Origin of the sequence: Roseburia porci (assembly GCF_009695765.1) — a bacterium.
In the GTDB taxonomy this organism is placed as follows: domain Bacteria; phylum Bacillota; class Clostridia; order Lachnospirales; family Lachnospiraceae; genus Roseburia; species Roseburia porci.
In genome coordinates this window covers 37,441-51,357 of record NZ_VUNI01000011.1, presented here as the reverse complement: position 1 = coordinate 51,357, position 13,917 = coordinate 37,441, and the positions used below count along the sequence as shown (strand labels likewise).

Sequence of the window (13,917 nt, the reverse complement as noted above, 5' to 3'; positions counted from 1 at the left end):
TCAAGCCTCCTTTGCACTGACACCGTACTGTGTTTCAACCTTCATTCCTTCTTCTAAAGGAGTGATGCAGGTTCGGACATTCGGTTTTCCATCGACGATCATAACGCAATCGGTACATCTGCCGATCGCACAGAAGACACCGCGTGGTTCGTGTGTTTTGGCGGTATAACGGTGTACCATGACGCCGTTGACCTTGAGTGCTGCCATAATCGGCTCGCCTTCAAGTCCCTCCATTGGAGTGCCATTATAATAAAAGGTAACTTTTTTCCCTTCCGGACCAGGTCCAAGAATAGGATGGTTTTCAATTCTTCCCATAATCCAATCCTCCTTCGTTTATACAAATAAAAAAAGCGCCAACCGGTCTGGTTGACGCCTTTGTCTAACTGAGTCTGATTATAGATAGAAATTCTTACTCTGTATTGTAAAAAACGATACAAAAAAAACTTTATCTGCAGAAGATATGTACAATATGTTAGGAAAGTGGTAATATAGTAAGAAAGAAATAGTAATAATGACTTACAAGGGGGATGTGTTATGAATAATATCAAGGTAAAACAGAAATTATTGATTGTAATGATTGTAGCATTTGTTGCCCTGACATTCTGTGTTGTTTATTCAACTTATAACATGGAACACATGAAGAATAATGCGTTAAAGGTGATGGAACAGGATGAGAGAGATTCTTATGACCAGGAGATCAAGAATCAGGTCATTTGTGCGATATCCCTGTGCCAGACCATCTATGACCAGTATCGGGCAGGCATATATACGGAGGAGGAGGCAATGACGCTTGCAGCAGATGAGATTCGGGAAATGCGCTATGGTGACAGTGGTTATTTCTGGGTAGACCAATATGATGGAACCAACGTGGTATTGCTCGGCAGCGATACCGAAGGCACAAATCGTATGGATGCAAAGGATGCAAATGGATATCAGATGGTAAAAGATATTATTACAGTCGGTCAGCAGGAAGACGGTGGATTTACGGATTACGTATTTCCAAAAGAGGGAGAGACGGAGCCATCTCCGAAGAGATCTTACAGCAAAGCTTTTGAACCGTTTGGCTGGGTAATCGGAACTGGAAATTATACGGATCACATCGATGATCAGATTGCTGCGCTTGAAGATGATTTTACAAAAGACATCGATAGTACAAGAAATAAATTTATAGCATATGCAGGTATTGTAGAGGCCGTTTTTATTGCACTTTTGATCTGGATCACATTTAGTATTGTGAAACCTTTGAAAAGAAGTCTGGGGTATATCCATGCAATGGAGAAGGGAGACTTCTCGCAGCCACTGGACAGAGATCTTCTGGAACGAAAGGATGATTTTGGATTGCTTTCCGTTTCTCTGGAATCGATGAGATCGGAGATGGGAAGCTTAATTGGGGATGTTAAAAAAGAAGCAGTTGGGATCACCGGAATGATCCAGGATATTGATGCCAATGTGAAAGCGTTAGAAGAAGAAATTGAAAACGTATCAGCCACAACAGAACAGCTTGCAGCAGGAATGCAGGAGACAGCAGCGTCTTCGGAAGAAATTAATGCAATGTCCCATGAGATTGAGGATGCTGCCAAAGGAATTGCGACCAGATCACAGGATGGAGCCTCAGAAGCAGATGATATCCGTGAGCGTGCAATGAAGATTAAGGAAGATTCTGATGAAAACGATAAACGGACAAAGGAAGTCCATGAAGAAATTGAGAGCAGTCTGACAAAAGCACTGGAAGACATTAAGGTTGTGGAGCAGATCGGGGTTCTTGCAGAATCCATTATGGACATTACCGGACAGACGAATCTGCTTTCCTTAAATGCATCCATAGAGGCTGCACGCGCAGGAGAAGCAGGTAAGGGGTTTGCTGTTGTTGCGGATGAAATACGTGGACTGGCAGAACAGTCGCAGGCAGCAGTCGGCAACATCCAGGAGGTAACACAGAATGTTACCAAGGCAGTCGAGAATCTGGCGGAGGATTCAAAACGGCTTCTCGAGTTTGTCGGAAATGATGTTGTGAAGAGTCTTGCAGACTTTGGAAATATGGCAGAGTCTTATAAATCGGATGCTTCTAATGTGGATGCTCTTGTGACGGATTTCTCTGCTTCCTCAGAGGAGCTTCTGGCATCGATCGGAGGCGTTATGGATGCGATTACAGAAGTCAGCAAAGCAGCAACCGAGGGTGCAACAGGTACAACAGATATTGCAGAGAAAACAGCAGTTGTAGTGGAGAAAGCTTCTGATATTAAAGAGAAGGCTGCAGCTGCACGTGCATCTGCGGAAGAACTTCAGAAAAATGTAGAGAAATTTATTATATAGTGGTTTGGAAGGAAGCTTCGGGCATTGGTTATTGAACTCTTCATTGGGCAATGGTATGATAAAATGTAAAATTATCTATTATAGGATTAGGAGAATCATGCATGTTTCAGAAGAAACAGTATATATACAGCGAGACGCAGGGATTATGCCGCGTGGAGAACATCGTTCAGCTGAGACGGGGGAAAGGACCTGAGATCCCATACTATGTTCTGAAGCCGGTGTATGAGGATGCACAGGTGTCCTATATTCCTGTGCACAATCATCAGGTACAGCTGAGAGAATTGTTTTCAGAAGAAGAGGCTGCGCAGCTGGCGGAGAGCGAAGAGATAAAAAAAGATCAGAAATTACAGGCGGCTGTTAACTTTGTGTTGCAGCAGGAAGAGGAAAAGAAGAATGCAGGCAAAAGGAAGCACAATCAATAAATTTGTCCTTGGAGAGAAAGAGGTAGAAGGAAAAAACGCACGTTTTACTTATGATCGTGGAAGCTATTCCATTATTGAAACAGTAAGTGAAGAGGAACAGAATGTGATCTACAAATCAAGAAATTCCCAGGAAGCATACACCAGATGGAATGTATACATAGGAAGAAAAAAGGAGCGTACACCAAGAAATCAGGACGCAAATAAACAGAATGAACAAAAATAAACTGCCTGCGGAAGTATGCAGGCAGCTTATGGAGTTATGTATACCGGATCAGATATTGGAAAAACCGTTTCCGAATACTTCACTGGTACTTGAGACAGAGATAAAAGCATTCAGGTGATGTTCATGGATATGGTTTCGGAGTACGATCGCCTGTCTGCGGGTCAGTGTGGTAAAGACAATGTGTTTGCAGGAATGCGTGTAGGCACCTTTTCCATCAACAATCGTAGCGCCTTTGTTCAGCCCCTCGGTAATATATTTACAGATTGGCTCCGGATCATCACAGATGATCATAATGGACTTGCAGAGGGTGATATTTTCTATAATGCTGTCGATCATAAAGGATTTAACGGTCAGACCGACAAACGAGTACAGTGCCGTTTTGATGTCAAATACGAAGCAGGCACAGATGATCATTAACAAATCGGTAATAAACAGTGCAATACCGATGTCTTTTACATGGGTATATTTCTTGATGATCATGGCAAGTACGTCGGTTCCACCACTGGAAGCACCGATATAGAACAGAATTGCGGAGCCAATGGCGGGAAGTGCGATCGCAAAGATCAGTTCCAGCATCGGTTCATTCGATAATGGCTGCTCCATCGGATATGCATGTTCAAAAACAAGCAGCAGAATGGATAAAAGCATACTTGCATAAGTGGTTTTCAGTGCAAAAGAACGTCCGAGGCATATCAGACCGAGAACGAGCAGTAGCGTATTGGCGATAAAAGAAAATACGCTGGCCGAGAGTGGCGTAATCTGTGCAACAACGACAGCAAATCCGGTCACACCACCGAATACGAAGTTATTTGGGAATTTAAAAAAATAGACACCGAAAGCCATAATAAAAATACTGATGGTGATCAGTGTATAGTTTTTGAGTTCATGAGTGATTTTTTGCTTTTGTGTATTCATTTAGGATCTCCTGTGTATAACAAATATTTTTGCAGTCACAGTATAGCATCATATATGTGCAGTTCCAAGTAGAAAAAGAGCAGTATTAGAAAAAATCTAATATTTGCTCTTTTTTAATTTACAAAAAGCTAATTAAACTATATAATTAAGTTAAATTAGCTTTTTAGGGGGAACCTTATGGCAGATCATCAGAAATATACAGCATTCCGGAAACTGACCGACAACCGTTTCCTGAATCTTTATGAGATGGATGCCCTGACACGTACAGGAAAGTCATTTCATTATTATTTTGCGTCAAGAGAACCGGAGGACAGGATCAAGCTGAATACGCATTCGAACAGGGCTTCCGGGATGGCAGTCTTTGCGGTGACGAAGGAGAGCCCGCACCGGCTTGTTATGATCCGGCAATATCGTTATCCGATGGATGAATATCTGTATGAACTTCCAGCGGGACTGATCGAGGAAGGGGAAACCGATGCACAGGCCGCAGTTCGTGAGATGAAAGAAGAAACAGGACTTGATCTTACGGTATATGAGGGGGGAAACCCGGATCTCAGACGGCCGTTTTATCTGGCACAGGGTCTTTCGGACGAACTTGACAGCATGGTTTTCGGATATGCGAGCGGAAGTGTGGATCGAAAACAGATGGAGGACAGCGAGGACATCGAGGTCTGCTTCGTAGATAAGAAGGAGGCGCTTCGGATACTGCATGAGGAAAAACTTTCAATCCGGGCAGGATATCTGCTGATCCAGTTTTTACAATTGAATGAGAAGGAACCATTTTCTTTTTTAAATATTACAAATGAAACATAATGCATGGAGGATAATATGGCAATTAATTTTAACGAAAAAAACAGACTGTTCCAGCTGGATACAGACAACACAAGCTATGTGATCGGAATTGTGGATGAGGAGAATTTTGTTGGACACGTATATTACGGCAGCAGGATCAAACCACAGGATCTGAGCTATTTAATGAGAATATATGAAGCACCATTTGTTCCGTCAAAGAATAACCGTGACAGGACATCATTTCTGGATGCATTTCCAATGGAGTATCCGGGAAATGGATTAGGAGATTACAGGGAGAGCGCAATCGAGATCTGCACCAAAGCAGGATATACTGCGGTTTCTGTAACTTATGAATCCTATGAGATTACAAAAGACAAACCACAGTTAGAAGGACTGCCTTCCACATTCTCAGGGGAAGAAGAGACAGAGACCCTGATCCTTCATTGCAGAGATCAGGTATTGAATGTCGCAATTGATCTGTTATACACCGTTTTTGAAAAAGAAGACGTAATTACAAGAAGCGTGATCGTGCGCAACGACGGAGCTGAAGATGTATATCTGGATAAGGTATATTCCAGCAGCTTTGATATTGACGATGAAGACTATGAGATGATCACATTACATGGTTCCTGGGCGAGAGAACGCCAGATTGAATACCGCAGCATCGGTTATGGAAAACAGAGTGTTGGATCTGTCAGAGGCGAGAGTTCACATCAGGAACATCCATTTATCGCATTAAAGGAAAAAACGACAACACAGGAACAGGGAAGAGTATACGGAATGCATTTTGTATATTCCGGCAATTTCCTTGCACAGGTAGAAAAGAACCAGTTTGGTCTTCTCAGACTGACGATGGGAATCAATCCTGAGAACTTCAGATGGAAACTTACACCGGGAGCATCCTTTACAGCACCGGAAGTTGTTCTTACCTATTCTGATCATGGAATCGGACAGATGACACGCAACTACCATGATATGTACCGTAAACATCTGATCCGCGGAGAATATAAAGACAAGAAACGTCCGATTCTGATCAACAACTGGGAAGCTACTTATTTTGATTTCACAACAGAGAAACTTCTGGACATCGCACGTCAGGCTTCCAAACTCGGAATTGAAATGCTCGTTATGGATGACGGCTGGTTTGGACACAGAAATGATGATAATACCAGCCTTGGAGACTGGTTTGTCAACGAGAATAAGATCCAGGGCGGATTGAAATATCTCGTAGATGAGGTGAACAAACTTGGAATGAAGTTTGGTATCTGGTTCGAGCCGGAAATGATTTCACCGGATTCCAAACTGTATGAGAAACACAGCGACTGGGCAATCCAGATTCCGGGAAGAGTTGCAAGCCTTGGAAGAAACCAGTATGTACTTGATCTTTCAAGAAAAGAAGTACGTGATTATGTATATAACTGTGTGGCAGACATTCTGCACAGCGCCAATATTGAATATGTAAAATGGGATATGAACCGTCAGCTTTCAGATATCGGAAGTGCAGTACTTGCAGCAGATGAACAGGGAGAACTGTTCCATCGTTATGTGCTTGGTGTATATGAACTGCAGGAGCGCCTGATCCATGAGTTCCCGCATCTTCTGCTTGAGAACTGCTCTGGTGGAGGAGCAAGATTTGATCCGGGAATGTTATACTACAGCCCACAGATCTGGTGCTCTGATGACACCGATGCGGTAGAGCGGCTGAAGATCCAGGAGGGAACTTCCCTGATTTATCCATTATCTTCTATGGGAGCTCACGTATCTGACTGCCCGAACCATACCGTTGGAAGAGTAACGCCATTTGAAACACGTGGATTTGTTGCGCTTGCCGGAACATTTGGTTATGAGCTTGACGTTACAAAGATTCCGGAAGAGGACCGCAATATGATTCCGTCCCAGATCGCAATGTATCACAAGTATAATGATCTGGTAAGAGAGGGCGATTACTACAGAATCGCATCCTACAATGAGAATCATGAATATGATTGTTATGAAGTGACTGCAAAAGATCAGTCCGAAGCACTGGTTACATTTGTCCAGGTACTTGCAAGACCAAACTGCCATAGCAGAAAGATTCGTCTGCAGGGCTTAAAGGCAGATGCAAAATATGAGATCTCATATGAAAACCGCGAGAATGAGAAACAGATTCTTGGAGGAGATGCACTGATGAACGGTGGTCTTCTGGTTGCAAGCGTATTTGGAGATTATCATGCAGAATTAATTCACTTGGTAGAAGTGAAAGGATAAAAAGGAGTAAGGACTCATGGCAAAGGCAGTGAAACTTGCTGACATTGCAGAGAAGGTAAATGTCAGTACAGTAACCGTGTCAAAAGCTCTGTCGAACCAGAAGGGAGTTAGCGAGGAGCTTAGGGCGAGAATTAAAGAATTGGCGAATGAAATGGGGTATAAACAACCATCGGCACTTCGCAAGGAAAGAGCACAGAAAAGTTATAATATTGGAATTATCATTTCCGAGGTATTCCTGGGAAAATATGACTCCTTCTACTGGCAGATGTACCAGATGGTAACGACGAAGGCTTCAGCAAAGGGATGCTTTACATTACTTGAAGTCATTACAAACGAGGCTGCAGAGACAAATCAGATTCCAATGCTTCTTCAGGAACAGAAAGTAGACGGACTGATCGTAATTGGACGACAGAGAGAACGTTACCTTCAGAGCCTGGAGAAAAATTCCAATGTCCCGATGGTGTATCTGGATTTTTGCAATGAAAATGAAGACTGCGACGCAATCATTTCAGACAGTTATTATGGCGCTTATAAGCTTACCAATTATCTGTTTGAAATGGGACATCGCAAGATCGCATACGTAGGAACTTTAAAAGCTACCGGAAGTATTACCGACCGTTATTTCGGTTACTGCAAATCTATGCTTGAACATGGATTTACGGTGCATGATGACTGGGTAATACCGGATCGTGATCCTTCGAATGATCAGATCGATCCGGAGAACCTGATGCAGCTTCCGGAAGATATGCCAACGGCATTTGTATGTAACTGCGACTTGTGTGCGAATGAACTGATCCATAAACTGGAGGGCCTTGGATATCGTGTACCAGAGGATATTTCCGTAGTGGGATATGATAATTATCTGTTCCCGGGACTCAGTGACATTGCAATTACAACATATGAAGTTGATTTGAAGGAAATGGCGCGCCGCGGCGTCAACATCCTGATCAAAAAGATGAACGGTGATCCTTATCACAAGGGTATTTCAATTGTAGAAGGACATCTGGTTGTGAAAGACAGCGTAAAGAACCTGAATAAGATCAAATAAAAACGAGTGAATGTATCTCGGAATCATGAGATACATTCACTCGTTTTGTTTTTGGAATCTTTCGATGCCGGAATCAGAGATCAGTCGATGGAAAGGTGCTCACGCCGGTATTGCAGCGGGGTTACGCCGGTGCAACGCTTGAAAAGCGTGATGAAATGGTTCGTGTTATCAATGCCGACCATAGAGCCGACTTCATGTACCGGAACATCGGTAGAAAGAAGAAAGTCTTTTGCGTGCAGGATACGCTGTTCGTTTAAGTACTGGAGTGGAGGCTGACCGTAAAACTCCTTAAAATCATGACAGAATTTATATTTGCTTACTCCATACCATTCCACAACGTCATCCAGGACAAAGGTAAGCGCATAATGCTCATCCAGATGTCTGCGGACTTTTTTCAGATAGGAAGGGACAGAGCGTGCCATCTGGTTTGCCGGCAGAACAAGTGACTGCCGGAAATATGTCATGAGATCCGTTGCATATTGCTGCATTAAAAAGATCCGTTTTTCGGTACTGCAATGTGCCATAAGGTCTGAGGTGAAATCTGCTTCAATGTGCTCGATCTGGTTCGAAAGAATCGGAAGATAATTATCAAGTACGTAATAACGGTTGCTGTGATGGGATGAAAGCAGATAATCCTGCAAAAGAACCCCATGAAGTGCAAGCAGTATAAAATCTGTTACAGCGGCATCCGAAGAAAGGGAAAAGAAGGTATCCGGATATAAGAAAACAATGTCACCTTCGGTTAATTCTTTCGTATGGGATGCGTTATCGCGTGAGTGAATCTCAAGTGTGATGCGCCCGGACTTTATATATAGAAAGAACGCAGATGGTAATATTACATTCTTACACTGGAAAGGGCGGTCGGTGTGGATGGGTTCGATACAATCGAAGCAAAAGAAAAAAGGGTGATCTTCGATTGTTTTTTCACTGAAATTGTCAAAAACCTGTGCCAACGACTCCATAAACTTCTCCTTTTTATGTTAATTTAAGTATATTATAGCAAAAATGAGTGATAAAACAAGAATGAAATATAACTTAAAAATGAAAAATGACTTGAATTTAACTTAAATTAATCTTTAAAACAAAGAAAACGGAAAAATAATATTGTAAATGTGCACAAAAAACATGACACATTTTTGGGGATAACATCGAAAATGGATACGAAAACAATAATAGATGATTAATAACAAGAATGAGTGATGACTAAAATAAATAAAATAATATAATTAAATTAAGTTACAAAAGGGTAACGAAATAAAGGAGGACAACAATATGAAGTTGAAAAAGGTATTGGCAATCTCATTGGTTGCAGCAATGGCAGTCAGCATGGCAGCATGTGGATCGTCAGACAAAAAGGGAGCAGATGGGGATTCTGCTACAAGCGTTAAATACGCAGACATCAAATTAGGAGAGGATTACACAGACCTCAAAGCAGATATTACAATGTTCAATCATCGTACTGATCTTCAGTCAGATGATTATAAGGGAACAACATGGGATCAGTATCTGGAAGAGTTCAATAAAGAATATCCAGACATCCATGTAACAATCACAACGGATACAAACTATGCAGACGATGCATTAACACATTTACAGTCTGGCGATTATGAGACAATCATGATGATTCCGGCAGTAGATAAGAAAGATATCTCAAGCTACTTCATCTCTTACGGTGATGTGGATACCATGTCAAACGAGATCAACTATGTAAATGCATGGTCATATGACGGAGAAGTTTACGGAGTACCTTCTACAGCAACAACACAGGGTATCGTTTACAACCAGAAAGTATTTACAGATGCTGGAATCACAGAACTTCCAACAACTCCGGAAGAGTTCATTGCTGATCTGAAACTGATCAAAGAGAAGACAGACGCTATTCCACTTTACACAAACTATGCTGCTGGCTGGACAATGGGAGCATGGGATGCTTACATCGGAATCAACGCAACAGGTGATGATACATATATGAACCAGCAGCTTGTTCACACCAAAGATCCATTCAAAGATTACGGCGATGATACACATGCTTACGCAGTATACAAGATCCTTTACGATGCAGTTGCAGAAGGCTTGACAGAAGAAGATTATACAACAACTGACTGGGAAGGCTGCAAAGCTGAGATTAACAATGGAAAGATCGGATGTATGGTACTTGGCTCATGGGCTTACCCACAGATGGAAGCAGCTGGTGACAACGGTGCAGACATCGGATATATGCCATTCCCAATCACAATCGACGGAAAACAGTACGCATCAGCAGGTGCTGACTACTCTTATGGTATCAGTAAAAACGCATCAGCAGACGAGCAGACAGCAGCTATGGTATTCGTAAAATGGATGACAGAGAAATCTGGATTCTCATACAACGAAGATGGACTTCCAGTTGCTAAAGACCTGAACGATACAAAACTTGCCTTCACAGGTGTAGATCTCTTAGAGGATCAGCCAGCTCTTGACGGTGAGGAAGATTACCTGAACGACATGAACTCTGAATCTGAGTTAAACATTAACAATGGTGGAGATACAAGAATTCAGGAGATTGTTGAGCACGCTGCAAACGGAGACAAGAGTTTCGATGACATCATGTCTGAGTGGAATAAAGCATGGGATGATGCACAACAGGCAAACGATATTGAAGTAAAATACTAATTAATAGAATTAAGCTAGATCTGAATGACAAAATGGCACTGTAGCAGTCACACTGCTGCAGTGCTTATAAAAACTCTTACACTTGAAATAATTGGAAAAATGGAGGAAACGTGATTATGGCAGCAACTGCAGCAAAAACAAAAAAAGAGAAAAAGCCGTTTAATCTCGTGAAATGGGCGAAGAGTAGACAGGGACAGCAGTTGATCATAGGTGTTGCATTTATGATTATTCCATTGCTGCTATTGTTTACATTTACATATCTCCCATTCGGAGAAATGATTAAATTCAGTTTTTACAAAATGAAATATTCTACCCCGGTAGACAAACGGGTTTTTGTAGGGTTAAAAAATTACATTGATGTATTCCGCAGGGATGACTGCTTCAGTGCTTTGAAACTCAGTCTTTACTATGTAGTCGGAGCTTTGATCCAGTTGGTAATTGCCCTTTATCTTGCAACCATTTTGAGCTTTAAGGTAAAAGGAGGAAACTTTTTCAAAGGATTAATGTTCTTCCCATTCCTGATCAATGGTATTGCAGTAGGTTTTATCTTTAAATTCTTCTACACCAGAGGATATGTGTTTGATACCGTATTACAGTGGTGTGGATTTAACATCGACAATCTTCCGTATTGGCTGAAAGATCAGTCCGTAAATAACTGGTCTTTGGTTGCAACATCTGTATGGAGATACTTCGGACAGAACATGGTTCTTTTCATAGGTGCGATCATGTCTGTTGATGCAGATCTTTATGAAGCAGCCGAGCTTGACGGTGCAAATAAATGGGAACAGTTCAAACATATTATTTTACCAAGTATTAAAACAATCGTTACGTTAAATGTTATCCTTTCTATCACAGGATCTTTAAGTGCATTCGAACAGCCATACGTAATCACAAGTGGTGCAAACGGAACAGGAACATATTTCGTAATCATGAACGAGATCGCGCATACAAGTCAGAAAGTAGGTCTTGCATCTGCAATGGCAGTTGTATTATTACTGATTATCTTCGCATGTACGATTTTACAGAAATTATTCTTTAAATATATCTTCCGGGATGCGGAAAGCATGGATGAATCCTATGCTGCAAAACGGGCACGCATGAAGGCTGAAAAAGCCCGTATGAAAGAAGAAAAACGGCGTATCAAGGCACAGAAGAAAGGAGCGGCTGTATAATGAGTAGTCAGGCAGTTACATCGAACAAGAAAAGAAGAAAAAACTATTCAGCCGGTCATATTATCTGGCTGATCGTGGAGTATGCATCACTGATCTTCTTTGGAATCTGTGCAGTACTTCCAATCGTATCGTGTGTTATCACAGCATTTAAGACAAACGAAGAATACGCAAATACGAATGTTATGACATTACCACAGAGCTGGTTGAATTTTGATAACTTCATCAAAGCATTTCAGACAGCCGATATGGGAAGAGCATTTTTAAATTCCCTGCTTGTTATGGTCATTGTACTGTTTGTTTCCGTAATCGTCGGAACACAGATGGCATTTGTACTGAATCGTTTCCAGTTTCCTGGAAATGCATTGATCCGTAACTTATTCTTATTTGCTTCTCTTCTCCCAGGAGTTGCGATGCAGGTTACTGTTTACCAGATCATGACAAATCTTCATCTGGTAAACAGTCTGTATGGATATATCATCATGAGTTGTGGAACGGACGTTATTTCGATTTACATCTTCATTCAGTTTATGGAAAATATACCGTTGTCTCTGGATGAGTCCGCAATTATCGATGGAGCTTCTTACTGGACGATTTTCTGGAAGATCATGCTTCCACTTTTAAAACCGGCAATCGTAACATCCTGTATCTTAAAGGGTGTTGGTGTTTATAACGAGTACTATGCAGCAAACCTTTATCTTCAGAAAAAAGAGCTGCACACAATCGCAATTTCACTGTATACATTCGTAGGACCAATGGGAAGCCAGTACAACCTTATTTGTGCAGGTGTCATCATTTCCTTACTTCCAGCGCTGATCGTATTTATCTGCTGTCAGAAACAGATCTACAGTGGAATCACATCAGGAGCTGTAAAAGGTTAATCGTATAAAAATATGAAAGGAGCTGTTACGATGGACAACCGGGAAAAAGCGGTTCAGATGGCAAACGAAATGAAAGACCATCTGCAGAATGGAATTATCCCATTCTGGAAAAAACTTCGTGATGATGAGTTCGGCGGCTATTATGGCTGGCTGAGCTATGATCTCGAGCTTGACAAAAAGGCTGTCAAGGGATGCATTTTAAACAGCCGTATCACATGGTTCTTTGCCAACGCATACACATTGTCCAAAGCACTTGGAGAAGCAGATGAAAGCCTTCTTGCTGAGGCAGAGCATGGATATGAATTCCTGAAAAATGCATGCATTGACAAAGAATTCGGCGGAATCTACTGGTCACTTAAATATGACGGTACACCGGAAGATACTACAAAACATACATACAATCAGGCATTCTGCATTTACGCACTTGCATCTTATTATGAAGCAAGTGGTGACAGTGAGGCGCTTGATCTTGCATTCCAGTTATTCCATTTAATCGAGGATAAATGTACCGATGATCTTGGATATATGGAAGCATTCACAAGAGACTTTAAGCCGGAGTCAAACGAAAAGCTTTCCGAGAACGGAGTCTTGGCGGATAAGACAATGAATACACTTCTTCATGTGTTTGAAGCGTATACAGAGTTACTTCGCGTGACAGGCAATGAAGAAGTCAAAGAACGCTTAATGTGGATCATGGATACTGTTGCAGACAAGGTATACAATCCGGTTCTGAAGAGACAGGAAGTGTTCTTCGACAGAGAATATCATTCCATCATTGATCTGTATTCCTATGGTCATGACATCGAAACAGCCTGGCTTTTAGATCGTGGAGTTTCAGTACTTGGAAGCTCAGAATACCGTGATAAAATGCATGCGATCACAAAGGTACTGACCAGACAGATTTATGACATTGCATTTGATGGACATTCACTTTCCAATGAATGTGACAAAGGCAAAGTAGACACAAACCGTGTATGGTGGGTTCAGGCAGAGACCGTTGTCGGTTTCGTAAACGGATGGCAGCAGGATCCGGAACATGAGGAATACTTAGAGGGAGCACTTTTGGTCTGGGAATTCATCAAAGAGCATGTGATCGATAAGAGAGAGGGATCTGAGTGGTTCTGGCTTGTAACACAGGAAGGTAAACCAGTTGTTGGTAAGCCGATCGTGGAGCCTTGGAAATGTCCATATCACAACGGACGTATGTGTATGGAAATCATCCGCAGACTTGGTATGAACAAATAAATAAAAATAA

Annotated in this window: 13 protein-coding genes; 10 read left to right on the top strand and 3 right to left on the bottom strand. The window is 41.8% G+C overall.

Annotated features, from left to right (window positions below):
- A complete protein-coding gene (locus tag FYJ75_RS07775) occupies positions 1-315 on the bottom strand; it encodes a (2Fe-2S)-binding protein (RefSeq protein WP_154429891.1) in 315 nt (104 codons plus the stop codon).
- A gap of 219 nt (positions 316-534) precedes the next feature.
- Between FYJ75_RS07775 and FYJ75_RS07770 the strand changes: the two genes are divergently transcribed.
- The 3 genes from FYJ75_RS07770 (at position 535) to FYJ75_RS07760 (ending at position 2,958) form a co-directional block, all read left to right on the top strand.
- A complete protein-coding gene (locus tag FYJ75_RS07770) occupies positions 535-2,313 on the top strand; it encodes a methyl-accepting chemotaxis protein (RefSeq protein ID WP_154429890.1) in 1,779 nt (592 codons plus the stop codon).
- A gap of 101 nt (positions 2,314-2,414) precedes the next feature.
- Entirely contained in the window at positions 2,415-2,735 is a 321-nt protein-coding gene (locus FYJ75_RS07765; protein WP_154429889.1) for a CarD family transcriptional regulator, read from the top strand.
- Entirely contained in the window at positions 2,707-2,958 is a 252-nt protein-coding gene (locus FYJ75_RS07760) for a hypothetical protein (RefSeq protein ID WP_154429888.1), read from the top strand. Before FYJ75_RS07765 ends, FYJ75_RS07760 begins: the two co-directional genes overlap by 29 nt.
- A 48-nt stretch (positions 2,959-3,006) precedes the next feature.
- Here FYJ75_RS07760 and FYJ75_RS07755 read toward each other — a convergent pair whose 3' ends face one another.
- Positions 3,007-3,873, bottom strand: a complete 867-nt coding sequence (locus FYJ75_RS07755) for a YitT family protein (protein WP_154429887.1) — start codon at positions 3,871-3,873, stop codon at positions 3,007-3,009.
- A 177-nt stretch (positions 3,874-4,050) separates the two neighbouring features.
- Here FYJ75_RS07755 and FYJ75_RS07750 point away from each other — a divergent pair, with 177 nt between their 5' ends.
- Genes FYJ75_RS07750 through FYJ75_RS07740 form a run of 3 tightly spaced genes read left to right on the top strand, consistent with a single transcriptional unit; the run spans position 4,051 to position 7,960 of the window.
- The gene (locus FYJ75_RS07750) at positions 4,051-4,686 is read left to right on the top strand and encodes an NUDIX hydrolase (RefSeq protein WP_154429886.1); all 636 of its coding nucleotides are present in this window, start codon (positions 4,051-4,053) and stop codon (positions 4,684-4,686) included.
- A 15-nt stretch (positions 4,687-4,701) separates the two neighbouring features.
- Positions 4,702-6,912 (top strand): alpha-galactosidase, encoded by a 2,211-nt coding sequence (locus tag FYJ75_RS07745; protein WP_154429885.1) that lies wholly within the window; start codon positions 4,702-4,704, stop codon positions 6,910-6,912.
- A 16-nt stretch (positions 6,913-6,928) separates the two neighbouring features.
- Positions 6,929-7,960: a substrate-binding domain-containing protein gene (locus FYJ75_RS07740; RefSeq protein ID WP_154429884.1), complete on the top strand. Its 1,032-nt coding sequence runs from the start codon at positions 6,929-6,931 to the stop codon at positions 7,958-7,960.
- Positions 7,961-8,040: 80 nt separating this feature from the next.
- Here FYJ75_RS07740 and FYJ75_RS07735 read toward each other — a convergent pair whose 3' ends face one another.
- A complete protein-coding gene (locus FYJ75_RS07735; protein WP_154429883.1) occupies positions 8,041-8,922 on the bottom strand; it encodes a helix-turn-helix transcriptional regulator in 882 nt (293 codons plus the stop codon).
- 310 nt (positions 8,923-9,232) lie between these two features.
- On the opposite strand from FYJ75_RS07735, the gene FYJ75_RS07730 reads away from it, so the two are divergent.
- From FYJ75_RS07730 to FYJ75_RS07715, 4 genes are all read left to right on the top strand, one after another.
- Positions 9,233-10,612: an ABC transporter substrate-binding protein gene (locus tag FYJ75_RS07730; RefSeq protein ID WP_154429882.1), complete on the top strand. Its 1,380-nt coding sequence runs from the start codon at positions 9,233-9,235 to the stop codon at positions 10,610-10,612.
- Positions 10,613-10,728: 116 nt separating this feature from the next.
- A complete protein-coding gene (locus FYJ75_RS07725) occupies positions 10,729-11,784 on the top strand; it encodes a carbohydrate ABC transporter permease (protein ID WP_154429881.1) in 1,056 nt (351 codons plus the stop codon).
- Positions 11,784-12,662, top strand: a complete 879-nt coding sequence (locus FYJ75_RS07720; RefSeq protein ID WP_154429880.1) for a carbohydrate ABC transporter permease — start codon at positions 11,784-11,786, stop codon at positions 12,660-12,662. The genes FYJ75_RS07725 and FYJ75_RS07720 overlap by 1 nt, the downstream gene beginning before the upstream one ends.
- A gap of 30 nt (positions 12,663-12,692) precedes the next feature.
- Positions 12,693-13,907, top strand: a complete 1,215-nt coding sequence (locus FYJ75_RS07715) for an AGE family epimerase/isomerase (RefSeq protein WP_154429879.1) — start codon at positions 12,693-12,695, stop codon at positions 13,905-13,907.
- The last annotated feature ends 10 nt before the right edge of the window (positions 13,908-13,917 follow it).